General features: G+C 34.5%; 23 protein-coding genes. 12 read left to right on the top strand and 11 right to left on the bottom strand.

From position 1 onward, the window contains the following. Window positions 1-6 precede the first annotated feature (6 nt). From qoxC to M1D73_RS03595, 5 genes are all read left to right on the top strand, one after another. Window positions 7-609, top strand: a complete 603-nt coding sequence (qoxC, locus tag M1D73_RS03615) for a cytochrome aa3 quinol oxidase subunit III (protein ID WP_000729317.1) — start codon at window positions 7-9, stop codon at window positions 607-609. After that, entirely contained in the window at window positions 610-921 is a 312-nt protein-coding gene (gene qoxD, locus M1D73_RS03610) for a cytochrome aa3 quinol oxidase subunit IV (RefSeq protein ID WP_000068425.1), read from the top strand. It abuts the gene before it with no gap. Window positions 922-1,138: 217 nt separating this feature from the next. Then, entirely contained in the window at window positions 1,139-2,968 is a 1,830-nt protein-coding gene (locus M1D73_RS03605; protein WP_000399966.1) for a monovalent cation:proton antiporter family protein, read from the top strand. Between the two features lie 52 nt (window positions 2,969-3,020). Then, window positions 3,021-3,278 (top strand): DUF4022 family protein, encoded by a 258-nt coding sequence (locus tag M1D73_RS03600; protein ID WP_000926991.1) that lies wholly within the window; start codon window positions 3,021-3,023, stop codon window positions 3,276-3,278. A 14-nt stretch (window positions 3,279-3,292) separates the two neighbouring features. Next, window positions 3,293-3,730 carry a GNAT family N-acetyltransferase gene (locus tag M1D73_RS03595; RefSeq protein WP_000633769.1) on the top strand — a complete coding sequence of 146 codons (438 nt, stop codon included), beginning with the start codon at window positions 3,293-3,295 and terminating at the stop codon, window positions 3,728-3,730. Between the two features lie 39 nt (window positions 3,731-3,769). On the opposite strand, the gene M1D73_RS03590 is transcribed toward M1D73_RS03595, so the two are convergent. From M1D73_RS03590 to M1D73_RS03580, 3 genes are all read right to left on the bottom strand, one after another. Then, window positions 3,770-4,198, bottom strand: coding sequence for a hypothetical protein (locus tag M1D73_RS03590; RefSeq protein ID WP_000706637.1), 429 nt, complete (start codon window positions 4,196-4,198; stop codon window positions 3,770-3,772). A gap of 4 nt (window positions 4,199-4,202) precedes the next feature. Then, window positions 4,203-4,403, bottom strand: a complete 201-nt coding sequence (locus M1D73_RS03585; RefSeq protein WP_000301182.1) for a helix-turn-helix transcriptional regulator — start codon at window positions 4,401-4,403, stop codon at window positions 4,203-4,205. Window positions 4,404-4,534: 131 nt separating this feature from the next. Continuing rightward, window positions 4,535-5,827, bottom strand: a complete 1,293-nt coding sequence (locus M1D73_RS03580) for an NCS2 family permease (protein WP_121868423.1) — start codon at window positions 5,825-5,827, stop codon at window positions 4,535-4,537. Window positions 5,828-6,108: 281 nt separating this feature from the next. Between M1D73_RS03580 and M1D73_RS03575 the strand changes: the two genes are divergently transcribed. Then, window positions 6,109-7,500: an amino acid permease gene (locus tag M1D73_RS03575; RefSeq protein ID WP_098213616.1), complete on the top strand. Its 1,392-nt coding sequence runs from the start codon at window positions 6,109-6,111 to the stop codon at window positions 7,498-7,500. Window positions 7,501-7,681: 181 nt separating this feature from the next. Then, on the top strand, window positions 7,682-9,229 hold the full coding sequence (locus M1D73_RS03570) for a DNA-binding protein (protein WP_000791509.1): 1,548 nt from the start codon (window positions 7,682-7,684) through the stop codon (window positions 9,227-9,229). A gap of 35 nt (window positions 9,230-9,264) precedes the next feature. On the opposite strand, the gene M1D73_RS03565 is transcribed toward M1D73_RS03570, so the two are convergent. Further along, complete coding sequence (locus M1D73_RS03565) at window positions 9,265-10,986, bottom strand: DUF2339 domain-containing protein (protein ID WP_098213615.1); 1,722 nt, start codon at window positions 10,984-10,986, stop codon at window positions 9,265-9,267. Between the two features lie 140 nt (window positions 10,987-11,126). Next, a complete protein-coding gene (gene brnQ1 / locus M1D73_RS03560) occupies window positions 11,127-12,428 on the bottom strand; it encodes a branched-chain amino acid transport system II carrier protein BrnQ1 (protein ID WP_000771689.1) in 1,302 nt (433 codons plus the stop codon). A 252-nt stretch (window positions 12,429-12,680) separates the two neighbouring features. Between brnQ1 and M1D73_RS03555 the strand changes: the two genes are divergently transcribed. Then, window positions 12,681-14,066 (top strand): peptide MFS transporter, encoded by a 1,386-nt coding sequence (locus M1D73_RS03555; RefSeq protein ID WP_000443143.1) that lies wholly within the window; start codon window positions 12,681-12,683, stop codon window positions 14,064-14,066. 30 nt (window positions 14,067-14,096) lie between these two features. Here the strand turns inward: M1D73_RS03555 and M1D73_RS03550 are convergent, their stop codons facing one another. From M1D73_RS03550 to M1D73_RS03530, 5 genes are all read right to left on the bottom strand, one after another. Then, window positions 14,097-15,176, bottom strand: a complete 1,080-nt coding sequence (locus M1D73_RS03550; RefSeq protein ID WP_001249816.1) for a YHYH domain-containing protein — start codon at window positions 15,174-15,176, stop codon at window positions 14,097-14,099. Between the two features lie 139 nt (window positions 15,177-15,315). Further along, a complete protein-coding gene (locus tag M1D73_RS03545) occupies window positions 15,316-15,948 on the bottom strand; it encodes a class A sortase (protein WP_001041724.1) in 633 nt (210 codons plus the stop codon). Window positions 15,949-16,065: 117 nt separating this feature from the next. Next, window positions 16,066-16,539 (bottom strand): DUF2178 domain-containing protein, encoded by a 474-nt coding sequence (locus tag M1D73_RS03540; protein ID WP_001080043.1) that lies wholly within the window; start codon window positions 16,537-16,539, stop codon window positions 16,066-16,068. Then, complete coding sequence (locus tag M1D73_RS03535; protein WP_000154019.1) at window positions 16,532-16,750, bottom strand: helix-turn-helix transcriptional regulator; 219 nt, start codon at window positions 16,748-16,750, stop codon at window positions 16,532-16,534. Before M1D73_RS03535 ends, M1D73_RS03540 begins: the two co-directional genes overlap by 8 nt. A 112-nt stretch (window positions 16,751-16,862) precedes the next feature. Then, window positions 16,863-18,155: a 3D domain-containing protein gene (locus M1D73_RS03530; protein WP_001105776.1), complete on the bottom strand. Its 1,293-nt coding sequence runs from the start codon at window positions 18,153-18,155 to the stop codon at window positions 16,863-16,865. Between the two features lie 220 nt (window positions 18,156-18,375). Here M1D73_RS03530 and M1D73_RS03525 point away from each other — a divergent pair, with 220 nt between their 5' ends. The 3 genes from M1D73_RS03525 to M1D73_RS03515 all read left to right on the top strand — a co-directional run bounded on the left by M1D73_RS03525 (window position 18,376) and on the right by M1D73_RS03515 (window position 20,733). Then, on the top strand, window positions 18,376-19,317 hold the full coding sequence (locus tag M1D73_RS03525) for a methyl-accepting chemotaxis protein (protein ID WP_000495039.1): 942 nt from the start codon (window positions 18,376-18,378) through the stop codon (window positions 19,315-19,317). Between the two features lie 136 nt (window positions 19,318-19,453). Then, window positions 19,454-20,266 carry an undecaprenyl-diphosphate phosphatase gene (locus M1D73_RS03520; RefSeq protein ID WP_000434794.1) on the top strand — a complete coding sequence of 271 codons (813 nt, stop codon included), beginning with the start codon at window positions 19,454-19,456 and terminating at the stop codon, window positions 20,264-20,266. Window positions 20,267-20,445: 179 nt separating this feature from the next. Continuing rightward, on the top strand, window positions 20,446-20,733 hold the full coding sequence (locus M1D73_RS03515) for a hypothetical protein (RefSeq protein ID WP_000471238.1): 288 nt from the start codon (window positions 20,446-20,448) through the stop codon (window positions 20,731-20,733). Between the two features lie 130 nt (window positions 20,734-20,863). Here M1D73_RS03515 and M1D73_RS03510 read toward each other — a convergent pair whose 3' ends face one another. Further along, complete coding sequence (locus M1D73_RS03510; protein WP_001268332.1) at window positions 20,864-21,067, bottom strand: hypothetical protein; 204 nt, start codon at window positions 21,065-21,067, stop codon at window positions 20,864-20,866. 170 nt (window positions 21,068-21,237) lie between these two features. Here M1D73_RS03510 and M1D73_RS03505 point away from each other — a divergent pair, with 170 nt between their 5' ends. Continuing rightward, window positions 21,238-22,389, top strand: a complete 1,152-nt coding sequence (locus M1D73_RS03505; RefSeq protein ID WP_000128017.1) for a VanZ family protein — start codon at window positions 21,238-21,240, stop codon at window positions 22,387-22,389. Window positions 22,390-22,404 lie beyond the last annotated feature (15 nt).

The raw sequence follows: 22,404 nt of genomic DNA, 5'->3' as shown, positions 1-22,404 counted from the left end.
AATGACATGGCGGCTTTAGATAAAAGCTTACCTTTGGAATATCAATCCGAACAAAGCAGATTGAATATCCTAGGATTCTGGATTTTTCTTGGGGCTGAAATTATGCTGTTCGCAACACTTTTCGCCTCTTATCTAGTCCTTGCTGGTCGTACGGCAGATGGCCCAACACCAGCGCAATTGTTTGAACTTAAAACGCTTTTAATTCAAACATTACTACTTTTAACAAGTAGTTTTACATGCGGTATCGTAATTCATGAAATGCGTAAGCATAACCAAAAAGCGATGCTTGGATGGTTCGTCCTTACATTACTTTTAGGTGCAGGTTTCCTATTCTTCGAGATCGAAGAGTTCATTATGTACATTGGTGAAGGCGCAACAATTCAAACAAGTGCTTTCTTATCTGGATTCTTCGTTCTTCTTGGAACGCATGGAGCCCACGTAACAGGCGGTATCATTTGGGCAATTTGTGTTATTATCCAAATTTTAAAACGAGGTTTAACACCAGTTACAGCTCGTAAAGTATTCATTATCAGCTTATACTGGCATTTCCTTGATCTTGTTTGGGTCTTTATTTACACACTAGTTTACTTGAACGGGATGGTGGCGTAAATGGCTCAAAACAACAATCAAGCAAACGGACATGCGCATAGCGGATTCCCTTGGTCACACGTTTTCGGATTTATTTTATCGCTTGCATTAACGTTTCTAGCGTTATACGTGGCACTTTACACAACATTGCCACTTTCAACAGTCTTAACAACTATTATCATAATGGCTGTTGCGCAAGCATTGTTACAATTAATTATGTTCATGCATTTAAAAGAAGGAGAAGGAAGAGTTCAAATTCTTACAATGATATACAGTTTCTTCGTTGCAACTGCAACAGTTGGTTTAACTGTATGGATCTTCTTCTCAATGTAATGTACATGAAAAAGACTGCTGAGATTCCTCAGCAGTCTTTTTTTATCCCCTCTATTACATCCACATTACGGAATTAACAGCATAATCATGAAAAATATACTTATTATGACAAATGTTAAGAAAAGTCTTTCTTTATGAAATCGAATCCATATGCGTTGCTTTTCTACCTATTATATGGCTAAATAGGTACTATATTTATTTGAAGGGAGAGAACGCAATGGAACATCATACTTCTGTTCTATCACTTATGGTTGTCGTTGCAATCGCGTTTTTCGTTCCCCTTTTGTTACAACGCTTTAAATTAAAAGCACTTCCTGTGGTCGTTGCAGAAATTATTGCAGGAATCTTTGTAGGTAAAAGTGGGTTTAATATTATTGAGCCAGATATATGGCTTCAAGTTTTATCAACATTAGGATTTATCTTCCTCATGTTCTTAAGCGGTTTAGAAATTGATTTTTCTATCTTTAAACAAAAAGGGAAAAAAAATACGACAAACGAACCAAATACATTTCAGGCAGCAAGCATTATCTTCTTATTTATTTTCATCTTATCTTATGCCCTATCATTACTATTCGTATGGCTAGGATTCGTAGATAATGCAATGTTCATGACTTTAATTATTTCAACTATTTCTTTAGGTGTTGTTGTACCAACATTAAAAGAGAATAACTTAGGAAAAACAGCAATTGGGCAAATCATTTTATTAGTCGCTGTTATTGCGGATTTAGTTACAATGATTTTACTCGCTGTATTCGTCGGATTAAATTCCGAAAGCGGCCAAAGCATGTGGCTTCTTCTTCTTCTATTCGGCGCTGGTATTGTTATTTACTTCGTTGCAAAACGTTTTAAAAACATTCCATACTTAGATAGTTTAAAAGCTGGTAGTGTACAAATTGATACACGAGCTGTTTTTGCACTCATTTTAATCTTAGTTGGGTTATCGGAATCTGTTGGAGCAGAAAATATTTTAGGCGCCTTCTTAGCAGGTGTACTTGTATCGTTATTATCACCAAATGAAGATATGGTGGAAAAACTTGATTCTATCGGCTATGGTTTCTTCATCCCTATTTTCTTCGTAATGGTTGGTGTAAATCTAGAGGTGTGGTCTATTTTCAAAGAACCTTCTAGCATGCTAATGATTCCAATCTTAATTGTAGGACTCTTTATTTCGAAACTCTTACCATCACTCGTCTTAAGAAAATGGTATCCACGTAATATCGTACTTGGAAGTGCAATCTTATTAACATCGACACTTTCTTTAGTTATTGCGGCTGCACAAATTGGTGAAAAACTGGAGATCATCAGTCCAAGTTTATCTGCCTCTCTTATTTTAAGCGCAGTTATTACTTGTATTTTTGCACCTATATTGTTTAAAAAAATGTTCCCAAAAGTAGAAACACCAAAACCAAAAGTAGCTATTATTGGCGCGAGCAGAATTACCCTTCCGTTATCACTAGATTTAAAACGAGAAGATTATGACGTAACGCTATATATGATGCGTCAAAACAAAATAAATGATGAAGAAGCGACATCACATGACTTCCCTATCGTGAAATTAGATGACATCACAATCGCATCATTAACTGAACAAACAGCATTTGATGCAGATCGCGTCGTTGTTGCAACAAGTGATGATGAACAAAACTTATTATTGGCAGAACATGCAAAAGAGCTAGGTGTTGAACATGTTATTGCAAGTGTAGAAGATCCACTTCTACAAGAAAAAGCAACGCAAGAACATATCGCTGTATTCTCAACAATTAACTCTACACGTATTTTATTACGTGCGCTTATTGATAAACCTAGTCTCGTTCGCTTAATTACAACAGCAAACGAAACAGTCCGTGAAGTTGAACTACGGAGCAATAAATATAACGGCGTTGCACTTCGTCGCCTTCCGTTTTTAGGTGATGTACTAGTCATTCAAATTTATCGTGGAAATAAAGCATTAATCCCACATGGGGATACAAGACTACAACACGGTGATACATTACTTGTAACAGGCTCAAAAGAACATATCGATACACTAAAAAACATATTAGAATAAAAAAATGCCCCTCACATAATTGAGGGGCATTTTTTCCATTTCATATGGTAAAATGTTACTATCACATATTATGGGGATGGATTACATTATGTCTATTATAACTTTAGCTCTCTTATTATTAGCCGAAATACTCGTTGCCATTATTCTCATCGGTGTTAGTATTGAGATTTGTAGTTACGGATGGAAAAAATCGAATGGAATAAAATATTCTTGCCTCCTACTTTCACTCCTTCTTGGAACTGCTAGCATACTCGGACTTCTCGCCGCACCTGCCTATTTCTTTATACAATTAACAGAAAAAGCGTTATAAGAAAGGATGTTAATATGATTACCGTGAAAAATATTGAGGGATCTGAAACTTACGTATTACGTCAAAAAATTTTACGCCCCAATCAAACATTAGCAGATTGTAAATACCCTTCCGATTATGAAACAGATACCTTTCACTTAGGCGCATTTATAAACGATCAACTTATTAGTATCGCTTCTTTCTCAAAGGAAATGCATCCCGACTTACAAGCAGGTATGCATTATCGTCTACGAGGAATGGCCACATTGCCTGAGTTTCGAAACAACCACGCTGGAAGCTCCTTAATTCAGAAAGCAGAACAAATCTTACAAGAGCGTCAAGCAAATATGCTATGGTGTAATGGCCGAATTACTGTAGCTGACTATTACAAGCGCTTAGGCTTCCAAGAACATGGTGAAATCTTTGAAATTGAACCAATTGGCCTTCATAAAGTACTGTATAAAAGAATATAAGAAAAGCTTTCCGCAATACGGGAAAGCTTTTCTTATATTTCAATCTTCACTTTTTATCTTTTTCATATATATGTATATAAACAGACTAGGAACTAAAAAACAAGCAAACATAATAAATCCTGTCATACTAATTTCCTTTATCGAAATATCTGGTGTTACAACGATACAAATAGCTAAAATCCCAATAACAATACTTACAGGAATTAATAATAGTTTCATGAAATAGCTACGTGATACTCCCCCTGTATGCTCATACACTTCCACTGAATTTTTCAGATTTAAAAAGTTAATAACTACAATCCCACCCATAAATACCATTAATAAATCCGAAACACTTTCATATCCTGCATCTTGCAAAACGTAGCGATAAAAAACAATACCTAGTATGAAAATATTTTGTAAGATGAAAACTAATCTAATATGTTTTAACCCCTCAATCATTAAACGTTCATCTTTCACAATTTTCATCGAATCACTCCTTTTCCTCCCAAAACAAATCATTCAAAGTTTTATCTACTGCATAACAAATTTTCAAACATAAATCTAAAGACGGATTGTATTTGCCCTTCTCAATTAAACTAATCGTTTGCCTTGTAACGCCTACTTTTTCTGCTAATTGTTGCTGTGTTAAATCTAACTGAACACGCGCGACTTTTATTTTACTTACAGCCATTCATGTTCCCCCTCCATCCATATTGTAACATATATATTCCATTAAGTAATTTATATTTTGCGTGACTGATTATAGTTTCACTTTATTATACACAAAAAAGGAGCCCCTCATAAGAAGCCCCCTCTCCTATATTATAAGAATAAATGACATCCAAATAAAATTGTAAATAAGTATAGTAACGGATGCACTTCCATCCCTTTCCCTTTCACAATTTTCAAGACTGGATACACTAAAAATCCAATTGCAATTCCATTCGCAATACTAGATGTTAACGGAATACCTATAAAAATTAAAAATGCTGGTAACGCATCTTCAAATTCATTCCAATTAATATCTCGAATGCTTTGTGCCATTAAACTACCTACTATAATTAATGAAGGAGCTGTAATAGCGGCTACACTTGATAAAGAAGCAATAACAGGACTAAAAAATGCCGTTATAATTGTTAGACCAACAACTACAATCCCTGTTAACCCAGTTTTACCACCTGCAGCAATACCTGCTGACGATTCAATCGTCGCTGCTGTTGGGCTTGTTCCAAAGATAGAACCTGTAGTCCCGCCAATTGCATCTGCAATAAACGCTTTACCAAAACGCTTCTCTGTATTGTCTGTAATTAAACCTGCTTGTTTAATTAAACCAAGTAATGCACCTGTTGTATCGAATAAAAGTACAAGTAAAAATGAAAATACAACGCCGTATAATCCGTATTCAATTACATCTGAAAAGGCATTGATTGGGTTTGAAACGATGATACCCTCTGGTAAATGAGGCATCGCCACAATTTTATCAGCAAACTTCAATTGCCCTGTAAAGAAGGCAATAATTCCTGTCACAATCATACTAATAAATAATGCACCGCTCACACGCAATGTCATTAATACCACCGCTAATATTAAACCAATTAAAGTTAAAATAACAGCTGGAGAATGAAAATCACCAATCGTAACTAAATTAGACGGATGATCCACGATAATTCCAGAAAGGCGCAATCCAATAAAAGCAATAAATAGTCCAATTCCACCTGCAATTGCATGCTTTAAACTATCAGGAATTGCTAAAATTAACTTTTGCCTAAACGAAGTAAAAGATAATAAAAGAAAAATAATCCCCGTTACAAATACAGCTGAAAAGGCAACTACATATGTAATCCCTTCTGCCTTCTGTACAACAGAATAAGCAAAATATGCATTCATTCCCATAGCTGGAGCAATAACAATCGGGTAATTCGCGAAAATCGCCATACCTACTGTTCCAACAACGGTTGCAATAATTGTTGCTGTAAACGCTTGGTCAAATGGTACACCTGCATCAGATAATATTTTTGGATTGATGACAAGAATATACGCAAATGTAAAAAAAGTTGTGATGCCAGCTAAAAACTCTTGCTTCACAGAAGTATTATATTTTTGTAATTGAAACATGCTTATGTACCCTTCCTACACCTGAATTATTATCACACATTCTTTTTCTTACTAGTATGTGAGAAAATATAATACTTAATCTTAACAATCAATAAAAAGAAGAGTCAATATATTCCCTAATAGTTAGAATTTTAAGTTTAAGTCTGACAAGTACAGATGTAGTACAGTTCATTATGATTATTTTTGTAGCATAACAGATAGAAATGTTTTATAATTTGAAATAGTTAAATATTTAGTAAACGCATTCAAATATCGTTCACTCTACAAGGGGGATTCTTCTTATGCAGCACACAAACAAATCTGGAACTTTAAATCGTGGTTTAAAAGAACGACATATTACTTTAATGTCACTGGGCTCAGCTATTGGCGTTGGGCTATTTTTAGGATCCGCTTCCGCCATTAAACTAGCAGGTCCTTCTATTTTGCTAGGCTATATGATTGCCGGTCTCGTTATTTTTTTCATTATGCGAGCGCTTGGGGAAATGGCAATTGAACAACCTGTTGCTGGTTCTTTTAGTAAATATGCATATGATTATATTGGACCACTCGCTGGTTATATTACTGGTTGGAATTACTGGTTCTTATGGGTTGTTACTTGTATGGCTGAAATTACAGCAGCTGGTATTTACATGCAGTACTGGTTCCCAGATATCCCGCGCTGGACTTGGGCATTACTTGCTCTATTATTAATGAGCGCTTTTAACTTCTTATCGGTAAAAGTATTTGGAGAACTTGAGTTTTGGTTTGCTCTCATTAAAATTGTCACAATTATCTGTATGATAGTAGTCGGAGCTGGTATTATTTTATTCGGATTCGGAAACGGTGGTATCGCTACTGGTATTTCAAATCTTTGGTCACATGGTGGCTGGTTCCCAAATGGATTTTCTGGGTTACTACTCTCCATGCAGATGGTACTATTCGCTTATTTAGGCGTTGAATTAATCGGTGTTACAGCTGGTGAGGCTCAAAATCCGAAGAAAACACTCGCAAAGGCAATCGATAACGTATTTTGGAGAATTCTACTCTTTTACGTTGGGGCATTATTCGTTATGATGGCAATTTATCCATGGAACGAACTTGGTGAGAAAGGCAGTCCATTCGTATTAACATTCCAACAAATTGGTATCGCAAAAGCAGCAGGTATTATTAACTTTGTCGTATTAACAGCAGCTCTTTCTTCTTGTAACGGTGGTTTATTTAGTACAGGCCGTATGCTATATACATTAGCTCAGCAGAAAAAAGCTCCTGAAAGATTTGGTCGTTTAAATAAAAATGGCATTCCAAGCCAAGGAATTGTAGCAACTGCTATCGTTTTACTAATTGGTGTTATATTAAACTATCTCGTACCTGCAAAGGTATTTACATGGCTTACTAGCATTTCAACTTTCGGTGCAATTTGGACTTGGGGAATTATATTAGTCGCTCAAATTAAATTCCGTAAAAGCTTGCCTACTCAAAATAAACAAAAGTTATCGTATAAAATGCCTTTATACCCATTAAGCTCATATTTCTCACTCGTTTTCCTTGTATTAGTATTAGGTATAATGGCGTATTCAAAAGATACACGAATTGCATTGATTGTCGGCCCAATTTGGCTTATCGGCTTAGCAATCGTATATTACATGAAAGGGTTTCATAAGATTGATGAAACACCTAACTCAAAAATTAGTTAAGCAAAACATCCCTTCCTTATTACTTGGAAGGGATGTTTTTATATCTATATAAATATTTCTCAACAAAATTCACGGTATTTTTACAATTTTTTAATATTTTTTATGTTTTCCGTCTTTATTTTTACAGAAAAATAAATTACATTATTAAAGCACATATATTTATTATTAGGGGGATTCTTCTATGAAGAATAAAAAATGGATTACATTTTCTTTAGCAACAGCAATTACACTAAGTATAGGGACCTCGTTCATACCGTCTACTTATGCCGAAAGCTCTGTAGACCCAGCTCCTGAAATTGCTGCAAAAGTTGTAAATCAAAACAATGGGAAGAAAGTATTATTCGATAATACACACGGTCAAACTGCTGGGACAGCTGACTGGGTTATTGACGGCGGCTTTTCTGACTTCGGAAACGGCATTGCAAAAAACGGATATCACGTAAAGGAACTTCGTAAATCAACACCTATTACGTACGAAGACTTAAAAGATTACAATGTATTTATCGTTCCAGAAGCTAATATTCCTTACAAAAAATCTGAGCAGGACGCTATGTTACAATATGTAAAAAATGGTGGTAGTATCTTCTTTATTGCTGATCATTACAATGCAGATCGTAATAAAAATCGCTGGGACTCTTCTGAAGTATTTAATGGATATAGACGCGGTGCTTGGGATAATCCAGCAAAAGGAATGTCTAATGAAGAAGCTAATTCACAAGCTATGCAAGGAGTAGAAAGCTCTGATTGGCTCTCTGACAACTTCGGTATTCGCTTCCGCTACAATGCACTTGGTGATGTTTCAGCGAAAACAATTGTATCGCCTGAACAATCTTTCGGAATTACAAAAGGTGTTTCGTCTGTAGCAATGCATGCTGGTTCTACTCTAGCAATTACAAACCCAAAACTAGCAAAAGGACTTGTTTACCTTCCAGAAAATCCATCAAAATGGAATAACGCTGTTGATAGTGGCGTTTATAATGGCGGTGGTATTGCAGAAGGCCCATATGCTGCTATCGCAAAAGTAGGACTTGGGAAAGCTGCCTTTATTGGTGACTCTTCTCCTGTTGAAGATGCTACGCCAAAATACGTTCGTGAAGATTCTGGCCAAACAAAGAAAACTTACGATGGTTATAAAGAAGAAAACGATGCGATTTTATTAGAAAACATCGTAAATTGGTTATCAAATAAAGAGACATTTACAAGTTTAGATCAAGTAAATGGTTTACAACTTGATTCACCTACAGCTCTACAAACATTTGAACAGCCAAGCTTATCAACAGAACCACAACCTGAACCTTGGAGTGCACCAAATGCAGGTTATCAATGGTTTAATACAAATACTTTTAAACCAGGTTCATACGGTTATAACGGTGCGGTAACAACAAGCGACTACGTCGTTACACACCCTAGCATTCTACCAAACAATGAAATTTTCCAAATGAAGATTCAAGTAAATAACTTACTACCTAATACAACGTATAACAACTATTCTTTAGGTATCTTCACTACCGGTGGAACACAAGTGGCTAAAGTACAAAATGCAAACGGCACTTGGCCATCTACTTTCGGATATAGTAGTGCATTTTCTTTCACAACAAACAGCTTAGGCTCTGCTGAGAAAGTTGTAAATGTACAGATTGATTCAAATACAACTGGACAAGCAACGCTTCGTCTACGCCAAAATACAACAACGAAATATAATGAAACTGTAACGATTAATAAGAAATAATAAAAAAGGCAATCCATACATGGATTGCCTTCTTCTCACTTCTCTTCCTTCGCGAAAAACATTCTTGAAATAACGATACCTATACTACCGACGATTAGGAATAACACTGCCCTAATCATCATCGATACCTCTGGTAAGTCAAGTAAGAATAACTTCCCTACCGTTACGACTAAAACGACTAAACCAGCATATAATATTTCATTCATATTTCTATTTCTTCCAAACCAAACCGCAAATAATGCATATACCATCCATAATAACGATACTGATACACTAATTACGCTTCCATCTGTAGATAAAACTTCACCGATTCTCGTAATTGTAATAAATACAATTATCATAAACCAATAGAGCACTATAGAATACATATATTCGCCGAAGCTCGCTAATACTTCTTTCGCTTCTCTCATGCAATAATAGAACGTTCCTATTAAAATAAGATGAGCAACAAAGCCTGCCGAAATAAATTGATCAAACGGGCTAAAAATAGTCTGTATCATTCCAATTGCGTAAACCGTCGCACTAACATATAATTTTATCTGTTGTTTTACTTTAATAGAAGTGACCATGCCGAGGAAACCTTGTAACAATAGTACAATCGCTGCATTCACTAAACTATACTCATATAAAATTGCTAAACTAAATGCTCCCATTGCGAAACCAAATAAGAGATTTGTAAATGTAGAATGTCTATTTTTCCTATATTCACATACGAACATAGCGGCATGCACGAGTGCACTAATAATTAATCCCCATGTTGTAAAATCAGGTATTTTTGAAATAGCTAGTATAAAGAACACTGCATTCGCACTAAATATCGCCAAACGTGGTTCTAGTATAAAACTTCTCTCCGTAAACATATGCCAAAATAATAGTAAATGAATCAAACCATATACAATCGTTAACTGTATTTGCAAGTTCTCTACTAACATTGACATAACAGCAAAGAAAACGAAAAGGACAATGGCAGCAACAGCGTAAGAAATCATATATAAGTATTTATAACGATTTTTCAACGCATACCATAATAAACTAAGTGTTAATACTGTCTCATATCCAAAGAAAATATAAGGATTAGGAGTCGTACTATTTAACAAGAATGGTACGAAGAACGCACCGACCGCTACGAAAATAGTGAGATATTCCGATTGATATCTTTTCGCTAAATAAATCCCTAAAATAACCCATGCAATATTACAGAGAAACGCGACACTTGCCGGAATAAATCCATATAAATAATGTGCTGCAAACGTCGTTAGAACAATCCCGGTAATACTTCCTCCAGCTAATACTAATCCTAACGCTTGCCGCTCTCTTTTAATTTGAATATCTCCTATATAATACAACCCGATAGATAATGCGATACCAAACACAATTCGTATCGCTGGTGTTAATAAACCAGCATCTACCCCTGCTTTAAATAACCAGATCACTCCAAGCAACATAATACCGACAAATACACGCGGTAACCACGTCTGACAAAACTTAATAATATTAAATGGCTCTGGTTTAAAAGCCGATATATCTACTTGTTTTAACTCAGGTTCTTGCAAAGGCTCTTTTATCTTAACTATTTCTTCTTTTGGCTTTTCCTCCATTACCGTTTCAATATATTCTTTCTTGTTCTTACTAACATGTTGCTGAGCGTTTTCTACTTCTATTTCCCTCTGCTTTACTTTTAATTCAGCAAGTGCTTCTTGAATTGTTTCAATTGCCGTTTCGAGTGCTTCTATTTTCTTATCCAAATCCTTCTTCATACGCTCCCCCCTTATTCGTAACTCTCATTGAACCTATATATTACCAATTATCTTTATCATACTCTTAGTCTATTCATTTTCAATAGTATTTTTCCAAAAAAAGAAAGGTGTCTTCCCAAAATAGGAAAACACCTTTTTACTCATTTATTCTTATTTAGAAAAATGCTAACGATAAAACCAAGACACATGCCTACAATAGCTGGAACAATCCACCCAACACCTTCTGTATAAAACGGGATGTATTTTAATGCTGACGTCCACTGATTCATCATTACATTTTTATTTAAAATGTCAATTGCACTAAATATCGCTACAACCAAAACAGTTACTGCATATACGTATGCATACTTTCCAATATACTGATGGAATAACCCTAGAATAATAAGCGTTAACGCAATTGGATAAATAAATCCAAGAATTGGTACTGATACTTTTAAAATTTGCGTTAACCCTAAATTAGCTAAAATCATACTAACAACGCTTACTATAAATGCCCACAATTTATAAGATACTTTCGGAAATGCACTCGCAAAAAATTGACTACAAGACGTAACAAGTCCAATTGAAACACATAAACACGCGATAGTAAAAATAAGACCTAATAAAACGACTCCGCCCTGTCCAAATAATGTAATCATAACTTGTGCTAACACTTTCGCACCGTTATCAAATGTTCCTAATGAGCCACTAATTGCCCCCACATATCCAAGGATGACATAAATAATAGATAATAATAGTCCTGCCCCAATTCCAGCAATACTCATATATTTCGCTAAACCTTTATCATCTTCAATACCCTTTGCACGTAATGCATTTGCAATAACAATTCCAAAGATTAAAGCAGCTAACGCATCCATTGTTAAATATCCATCTAAAAATCCTTGAAACATAGGAGCTTGGCCATAGTTCCCTATTGGTTCTTTCATATCTCCTACTGTTGTAAACATACTCTTTATAAAAATGAGTGCAATCATACATAATAATAACGGCGTCAATACTTTTCCAAACAACCCCATTAATTTAGATGGGGATAAACTTAACCAGTAAACAATACTAAAGAAAATAACTGTGTAAAACAATAATAATCCGTTTCCTGCTTCAGGGAATAACTGACCTGGCCCCATTTCAAAAGCTAAACTTCCCGCACGTGGTATACCAAGCCCAGGTCCAATAAATACATACACGATACATGGAAAAATAATTGCAAATGAAGAATGAACCCTACCCGCTAACGTTTGAAAACTTCCTGCTTTTGCAATAGAGATAACACCTAATATAGGAAGACCTGTTGCTGATATAATAAACCCTACTAATGAAATCCAAACATGTTCTCCTGCTTCATACCCAAGGAAAGGTGGAAATATCAGATTCCCTGCTCCAAAGAACATAGAGAATAACATAAGGCTAATAAGTAAAATTTCTTTTTTCTGTAACAATTTCATTTCTTTCTCCTTCTTTAATTTCATCTTTTATGAAATCAATTTCACATATAAAAAAGTACAATAACCCGCTTCCTTACAAAGAAAACATAGTCCATAGTCTATCACAAAAGAAACACCCATTCTATAGCTATTCCTCTTTTCCAATTTCTTCTGAAAAATCAACCTTTATTGACTTATAATAGTTAATAAAGTAAAATATTAAATGTACAAAATTATTAACTTTGTTTTTGTTTGTGTCAGGAGGAAAATAACATGGAATCAGCGATACAACTAGAAAGAGAACAACAAAGAAAAAAGAAACATCCTCCAGGTTTATACTTACTCTTCTTTACAGAAATGTGGGAAAGATTTAGTTACTATGGATTACGAGGATTATTAACATTATATTTAACGACAGCTTTAGTAAGCGGTGGTCTTGGGTTTAGTCCCGCATGGGCACTCTCTATTTACGGATTTTATACTGGGGCCTGTTATTTCACACCAATGATTGGTGGATACTTAACAGACCGTTTTCTAGGTAGACGAAAAGCAATCACAATTGGTGGTATAACAATGGCAATCGGTAACCTTACACTATTTGCCTTGCAAAACCAATTAGGCCTATACCTCGGATTAGCGCTTATTATTATCGGTAACGGATTCTTCAAACCGAACATCTCTACACTGGTTGGGGAATTATACGAAGAGAACGATCCAAAACGTGATAGTGCATTTACCATTTTCTATATGGGTATTAACGTCGGTTCATTTTTAGCTCCACTCGTTTGCGGATTTTTATCAGAAAATTTATTCAAAACAACAGTTGATGGCGTTGTACATTACGGATTCCGTTACGGTTTCTTAGCCGCTTCAATCGGAATGATCATTGGACAAATTTTATTTACAACACTATCAAATCGCTTCCTTGGTAATATCGGTAAAAAACCAACTCGCGATTTACAAACAGCTGCTGGACAACCATCAGTAGGAGATACACCGTTAACAAAAAAAGAAAAACAACGTACCGCAGTTATCGTCATTTTAACATGCTTCGTTGTCTTCTTCTGGGCTGGCTTTGAACAAGCTGGTAGCTCATTAACATTATATACAAACAAATTTGTAGACCGCTCTGTGTTCGGATGGGAAGTTCCAACATCTTGGTTCCAATCGGTCAATCCATTATTTATTATTTTGCTTGCTCCAGTCATTTCTGCATTATGGGCAAAACTTGCAACTCGCAAGCAGGGTGATTTAAAAATCCCAACTAAAATGGGACTTGGTATGATCTTGCTCGGTATCGGTTATATCATTCTCGTTATCGCTACATTAAAAACAGGTAGTGATGAACATAACATTACAGAAAAAGCAAACTTACTGTTTATCGTCTTTACGTATCTTTTCCATACGTTAGGTGAGCTATTCTTATCACCTGTCGGACTATCAATGGTTAGTGCGCTTGCTCCGGTAAAATTAGCATCTTTACTAATGGGTGTATGGCTAGCAAGTTCAGGTATCGCCAACATTTTAGGCGGACAACTTGCAAGCTTCACAACTTCACTTGGATACGCTGAAGTATTCACAGTTATTGGCGCTGTGGCAATTGTACTAGGTTGTGTTTTATTATTAATTTCTAAGAAATTAGTGAAATGGATGGATTAAAAAAGATGAGGAATTTCTCCTCATCTTTTTTTATGCTGTTTTCCCTTGTTCTATTGCTTGTTCGTACAGCTCTTTATGTTCTTTATATTCACTTGGTACGAAACTCTTATAGAAGAATGAGAACCAGCTGTCTCCCTTTTTATACCCTTCTTCTCGAATTTCCGCTGCTTTTTTATTCGATTTAAATCCTTCAGTAAACCATTTCTTTAACAATTCATTTCTTTCATACTTAGCAGGAACTTTTAAATCATAGTTTTCAAATGCATACTTATAGCCAGCTTTTTCTACTGCCTTTTTTGTAGATTTATAGCCTTTTTCATACGCTGTTTCATATGCCTTCACGTATACTTCTTTCTCTCTATTTCCAGAATTCTTTTCAGCTAGTTCTTTCCCTGTCTTTTCCCCTAACTCAGCTTGCTCTTTTTCAATTTTTTCTGTTCTTTCTTTATTCCCTACTTTGAATCCGTCTGCAAAGTTTACCTTAAACTCTGAAGCAACTTGACTATCGTCCATCGTCTCTTGTGCTAAACCTTGTTCTTTTCCTTTTTCAAAATGCGTTTTCTTCTGCTCTTCTAAAGACCATGCGGCTGCATAAGTCGCTTTAAACGCTTGTTTATATGCATCAGATTTTTCAGCTACATGCACTTCTACATCATTTTTTCCTGCCTTAAAATCAGTTTCTCCATTCTTTTGACCTTCAAGTTGACCTTTTTCCATATCAGCTTGGCGCTGCGCTTCCTCTTGTTTACGTGCCTCTTCAGCTTTTCTTTGTTCCTCGGCTACACGTTGTCTCTCTTCTTCAGCTTTACGCTGTGCTTCTGCAGCACGTTGTTTTTCCGCCTCGGTATTGCGCTGTGCTTCTGCTTGTCTCTCAGCTTCTACAGCACTATTATTATTCTGGCTAGGAGCTGGGCTCGTTGCACCACTACTAGAAGCTGGTTTATTGTGATAATGATATTCCCCGTACTGTAATCCCCATTTCTCACAATTTGTACGACACGTATGTCCGCCATTAGCATCTGTACGCCCTGGATGTGCATAAGCTGAAATCGGAGCTACCAATAACGCTATACTCGTTGTTAAAAGAAGTTTCTTCACCTGTTGTCTCACTCTTGTCCCTCCCAAAATATAGAATCCTAACTTTATTATACATAAATAGAATAATATTTGAATACAAACCAAAATATTCTATTATTTCTCAACATTAGTAAAAAAGAAGGTGAACTCTTTAAAGAGTTCACCTTCTTTTTTACTTCTTCGCCTTCGTTCCTACTAAATCACCAGCAACAACATAACGCTTAGAATTATCCTTTACAGATACACATGTAATAAGCGTTATCTCATCTTTCCCATGATCCTCTACAACTTCCCACTTATCAGGAGTCACTTCAGATACACCAGTAACCGCATACTCATATTCATTTTCATTGTCATACAAATAAATTTTATCGCCTTTTTTCAAAGAAGCTATATCACTAAATAAAACACCTTTTTTAGACATGTTATGTCCTGCTAATGCGTAATTTCCTTTTCCCATAACTTGATTCTCTTTTACTGTCGCTGCACCTGATAATAAGTTTTTTTCAGTAGAAGCTTTTAAAACAGGCAGTTCTACTGAAACACTTGGAATCGAAATACGACCAATTACTTGTTTCTTATCTAATGATGCATTCGCTACTTCCGCCAAGTCTGGTTGATTAATTTTGGAAGCATCTACAAATTCCGTCTCATGCTTTTCATAATCCATCTTTTGAACAGCCTGCACATTTTCAGTCTGTTTCTTTTCAGCCTGATATCCATCATAAAATGGCTTTCCAATTAATACGCCACCTACAACAAATAGCAGAATTGCTACTATACTATAAATTCTTTGCTTATTCATACACAGTTCCTTTCCCTTACAAAATCTTACTCTATATAAAATGATAAAATAATATCGCTATATGTACAAGTATTAGCTTAAAAAGAAACCTTCTTGCCAGTGCAAGAAGGTTTCTTTTTAAGCTAATTTATTTCTGTATAGTGATACGTGAAATACTGTCATTTGAATAAAGAAAATAGAAAATAGAATATATAATGGGTATCCAGGAAGATATTCATTAATAATAGGCGAAAAAGTTAAAAATCCAACTGCACAAGGTAACACAAACCATAACGATACAAATGTTGTTCGACAAGCTTTATCCGTAATCGCTTTTTCACGTTCATCTTCTAGCGGAAATAATAATGGATACATCCAAAAAGATAAATTCTTATATTTTTTCTTTTGAATTCTATAAAAAATTGTAACTATAATTGCTCCAATAAATAATAAAATGAATGGTACTCCATTAAACCATACTTCAAATGGGAATTTCTCGTTTTTAATTATATCGGCTAACTCTGTAATGACACTATAAAATTCAACAAATGTCCAGCATGCTAAAGCAGTATAAAGCACGTTTATGATATAAGAAAAAACAATTCTATTCATCCTCTTCCCCCTCCTTATTTAAAACAAACACGTCTTCCATCTTTAACTGGAACACATCACAAATCGTAAGTGCTAATAACAAAGAAGGAACGTAATCCCCTTTTTCAATTGCAGCAATTGTTTGTCTCGTTACTCCAACCTTTTCTGCTAATACACTTTGCGTAAAGTTAAAACGAGCTCTTAATTCTTTTACTCTGTTTAAAATGGTCAAATTTACCACCTCTCACCATTATTGTATGCTATCCTTAACAAAATGTAAACTCAACTTAACATTATTATTATAAAAAAATCCAACTCTACGTATTGTAAAGTTGGATTACGTTTTAGTTTAAAATTGTAACTTTAACAATTTTTCTTCCCCATTGACTAGAAGACCCTTTATCAGGCATTAACACATCAATTCTGTTACCTTTAATCGCTCCACCAGTATCTGCTGCAATTGCGACTCCATACCCTTCAACATTTACAGTTTTGCCTAATGGAATAACTTTTGGATCTACAGCAATTAATTTCATTCCTGGGTTTGCAGTTAGATTATAACCTTTACCACCTGGTCCCCATGCAGAAAATACTTGTTGACCTGGCGCATAACCATTTTCTCCTGGATCAGCTGTATAAGCTGTAGCTTCTACATAAATTTCTTTCCCACCAGCAGTTGGCTTAGAAGATGGTTCAGGTTGTGCAGGTTTTGTAGGTTCTACCTTCGAATTATTATTAGCAACTGGTTCAGCTGGTTTATTAGCTTTTTCCTGCTTTTGCTTTTCAGCAATTTCTGCTTGTGCTTTCGCTAAAGCTTCTTGCTCTGCTTTTGCAGCCGCTTCTGCTTTTGCACGCTCTTCCGCTGCGATTCTTGCTGCTTCTTGTTCACGAGCAATCGTTTCTTGTACTGCCTTCATATTTGATTCAATTTTAGCTTTCTCTTCCGCTGCTAAATTAAGTTGGCTTGCAACTTCATTATATTTAGCTTGAACTGTTTGTAAGTTATCTTGACGTTTTTTCAAGTTATCTTGCAGTTCAGCTTGCGCTTTTGCTAATTTTTGTTTGTCTACTACTAAAGATGCTTCTTTTTCGTCAATTGTTTTCTTGTCCTCTTCAATTTGACGAAGATCTTGTTCTTGTAGACGTAAAATTTCTTTATCAGCTTCTAGAATAGTAGAAACTGCGTTCATACGTTGTAAGAAGTCTGCAAAGTTTTTTGACTCTACTACAACTTCTACTACTAAACTTGTATTTGAACTGTTCTGAACAGAAACCATACGTTTTCTCATAATATCTTTACGAGCAAGGACTTTATCCTCTAAAACGATAATTTCTTCCTTTTTTTGTTCAATCTGCTTATGTGTTTCATCAATTTTACGTTGAATAGCAGCTTGATCCTCTTTATTTTTTGCAATTGTATTATTTAAATTATGTAGTTCGTTTTCGATACCTTTAATTTCTTTACTAACAGCTTGCTTTTCTTGCTCTTTCTTTTGCATTTCTGCATCGTTTTGTTGCAATTGCTGTTGCATGTTGTTAAGTTTCTCGTCGTTTGACTCTGCTTTAACAGCGACTGTACTAGAAAGACCGATAATTCCTGCTAATACTAGACAGCTGATTCGCTTAAAATAGTTCATAATCCGACTCCCTTCTTATACAGTTATACATGATTTATTTTACAGTTTGTTTACAAAACGATTAAATACAGTTTATTTTTCGTGACGAAAAAAAGAGAATTATGAATAAAATGTAATAGATTCTTAAATATTTAACAATTCCTATATTTAAAAAATACAAAAGGTGCTAAAATCCAAATATAGAGAAAATATAACTTTCGAAGGCGGTTGAAATAAATACATGTTTACTCAAAAAAAATCACTCCAACATACAATTTCTCAATTAGAAGAGCGTATACAAGAATTAGAATTAGAATTAAAACAAAAAGATATTGAAAAACAAGAGACTATTTCTACTATCCACGATCGTGTACAAAGCGTTGTCCAAGAGCATCAACTTGTAAATAACCAACACAATACACTTCAAAGCTTAGTTCAACAATTAAGTTCATGTTTCGAAAATGTTTCAACACGTACGACACATTCCAATGAGTTAAATAATGAAATGTTACAAAAGGAACAAAGCTTAATTCAGTCTATTGCAGAAATTATTGACTGCTCTAATGAAGGAAAAGAATCCGTTCACCGCTTACTTATTGTAATTAATAAATTAGGTGAACAATCTCAACGCACGTCTAATAGTATGAATCATCTAAGCGAACGCTCAAAGGAAATCGAGCAAATTGTAGAAGTCATTCAAAACATTGCAGCACAAACAAATTTACTTGCTTTAAATGCGAGTATTGAAGCCGCGCGTGCTGGAGAGCATGGTAAAGGATTCGCTGTCGTTGCCAATGAAGTAAGAAAACTAGCGGAAAGTACAGCAGAAAGTACAAAAAACATCGGCAACTTAACGAAAAAAATTCAAGAAGAAATTGAAAAAGCATATGATAACACAAAAGATAATTTACATTTAGTTGATGAAGGTGTAGAAATGAGCGCCGATACAAATGCTAGAATTGAAAATATTTTAGTTATGATTCAAACGTTACAAAATGGTGCTACAAATGTTATTAAGGCTATCGAAAACCAAAAGTCTTGTAATGATGACATACTACGGGAATTCGCTAACACACAACAAATGTTCCAAAAATTAAATACTACTATTATGAATCATATTCATGATGCTGAAAAAGTCGATGTTCAATTGTCTAAAAGTCTTCAAGAAACAGTAACTTCTTAATTAAAAATAAAAATCCCTTATACTGCTATAAGGGATTTTTATTTTATTTTGAATATTTATTTCTTTTCAATATTCATCCATATCTTTGTTATAATGGAAAAGTTGTTTCTTTCAACTAATAAACAAGGAGGTTATTATGGAACAATTTTACTACGTTTTAAAATATTTAATTCTCGGTCTGTTCCAAGGACTAACAGAACCAATTCCGATTTCTTCAAGTGGTCATCTCGTTTTAGCACAACATTTGCTAGGACTAAAAATAGAAGGGTTTAGCTTCGAACTACTTGTTAATTCAGCTTCATTATTAGCTGTATTACTTATTTATAGAAATGATTTAATTCGTCTAACGAAGAATGGTCTCTCTTATATATTTACAAGAGCAGAAGACGCAAAATCAGATTTCTTCTTTATTATTTATCTTGTTATTGCAACCATTCCAGCAGGTGTTATTGGTGTTTTATTTAAAGATTACATCGATCAGTACTTAAAAGGTGTGAAGATGGTTGGGATTTCCCTTCTTATTACTGCTGTCGGCCTTTGGATTATTAGAAATTTACGCGGTCGTAAAAATGATGGCGACCTTTCTATGAAAGATGCAATCATCGTCGGATTAGCACAAGCTTGCGCACTGATTCCCGGAATAAGCCGATCTGGTGCCACAATCGTAGCAGCAATGTTACTTGGTATGAAGCAAGAAACAGCACTTCGCTTCTCATTCTTACTATACATTCCTGTTAGCTTAGGTGGCTTATTGTTAAGCATTACAGACATTGCAAATGATCCAAATCTAGACACATTATTCGTACCATATGTCGTTGCATTCATCGCAACATTTATCATGACGTATATTTCACTAAAATGGTTTATGAACATTATGGCAAAAGGAAATTTAAAATATTTCTCTTTCTATTGTATTATCGTAGGTGTACTTACTCTTATTTTCTTATAAAGTAAAACTTACAAATTGAAAGCGAGTCATCTAGTGTAATAGAATGACTCGCTTTTTTATACCTCTATTAAGTTAAAATCTATTATTTACTTAGAATTTTCTGAATAGTATAATATTATTTAAGTTTACTATTACAGTAATTCTATCTTTCCTACTATTATCGTAAAAGAGGTGTTTATATGTTTATAGTTACTAAACTCATTCACATTAAGTACGAATATGAAAATGAGCTGCTTTATGGGCTTAAACAATATTATCCTTCCCCTGGAACGAACGGTTGTATTAACATAGAGTTTTCACATGTTCATCGTACAAATGATAAGGCAGAATATATGATTCGTCTGTTATGGAAAACACAACAAGATTACCATACATGGCTTTCTCAAAGAGAAGGCCATGTAACTTTGAAGCACAAAATACAAGGCTATATACTTTCTTCCAAATCAAATGCTACCTATGTGCATTAACCCTTCTCTTTTTATTCCTTACGAGGGGCAAAATGATAAAGTGAAACTTTAATCAGCCCTCATCAATCGGGCTGTTCACAAATAACAAGATAAGGACCCTCTTACTTTTCATACTGTAAGAGGGCTTCTCTTATGCATACACTTTCTTCTCTTGACAATACAAACGAATAACATGTTTATTTTGTTGAAATACATCATGCGTCAGACGAATAATAATAAAGTTTCTTTTTGTTTGATCATCATGAACAAAAATCTGTTCTCCCTCCTGAAAACGCCATGCACTTTCAAAAGTCGTAATATGATCCCCACTTACAGAAAAAAGTTCATATCGCATCTCTTGTACCCTCTCTCAACTTTATAATCATAATATCCTTATATTAAATTTATTATAACTTAATCCCTATAAAATTAGTAATTATTTCTATTTCGAAAGATTTTAACTTTGTATTTAAATATTATTAGCGCTATAATGATAAACGAATTTTCATTGAAAGGAGTTTTACTTTGACTGCATATTTATTTCCAGTAAAAACAGCATTTATTTTATTCCCCTTTTTAGCAATGTTTCTTTTAATCCCTTTTTTAATATTTAATTATCGAAAATACGGTTATTTAAATAAATGGCGCTCATTTATTTTATACTCATTATTACTTTACTTATTAAATGCCTATTTTCTTGTTATTTTGCCGTTACCACAAACGTTTGATACTTGTAGCCTACAACCGGCTAATACACAACACATGCAACTCTCACCATTTTATTTCATACAAGAGATTAGTAGTCATACATCGGCAGTTTTAACGAAACCAGCTACTTATTTCTACTTATTAAAAGAGTCTGCGTTTTTACAAGTTGCATTTAATGTTCTATTAACTGTTCCATTCGGTATTTACTTACGTTATTATTTCCGACGTAGTTTCTTACAAACAATTTGCATTTCCTTTTTCCTTTCACTATTTTTCGAGCTAACACAAGTGACTGGATTATACGGTATATACAATTGTGCATACCGATTATTTGATATCGATGATTTATTTTTAAATACATTAGGTGGCGTAATTGGTTTTATCATTGCACCAATATTTACGTACTTCCTTCCGAAGACAAATGAGTTAGATAGTCATATTGATTTGGAAACGAAACCAGTCGGATTCATTCGTCGCCTTATCGCGATGCAAATTGATTGGATTTTCTTATCTATCGTTGTACCTGTCGTTAAAAACAAAGGAAATTCTTTCTTCGTTTCTAATATGCAATCTTACACGAATATGTATGAACTCATTTTCATTACGTGTTCAATCCTTATTTACTTTATTATTATTCCATACTTTACGAATGGAAAAACAATTGGGAAAGCATTGCTTCGCATTCACCTGAAAGGAAAATCAGATCGTATTACATTAAAAGAACTATTTATTCGCTACGGTATATTTTATTTTGCGTTAGGCGGAATCAATTATATTCTTTCTAGTAGCTCTATGTTAAATCATACAGAACCTTTAGTATTACTCGTTACATTGTTATTCCTATTTATCATTAACGGCCTATTCATTATTCATGTTTTACTGCATGTATTTAGCCGTGATAAACTACTATTTTATGAACATATTAGTCATACAAGAAATGCAATTACACTAAAAAAAGCTGACAAATAATTATTTGTCAGCTTT

It is taken from the genome of Bacillus sp. PK3-067 (assembly GCF_056738645.1).
The sequence above is the reverse complement of the archived record's forward strand: the minus strand, read 5'-3'. Positions and strand labels throughout refer to the sequence as shown.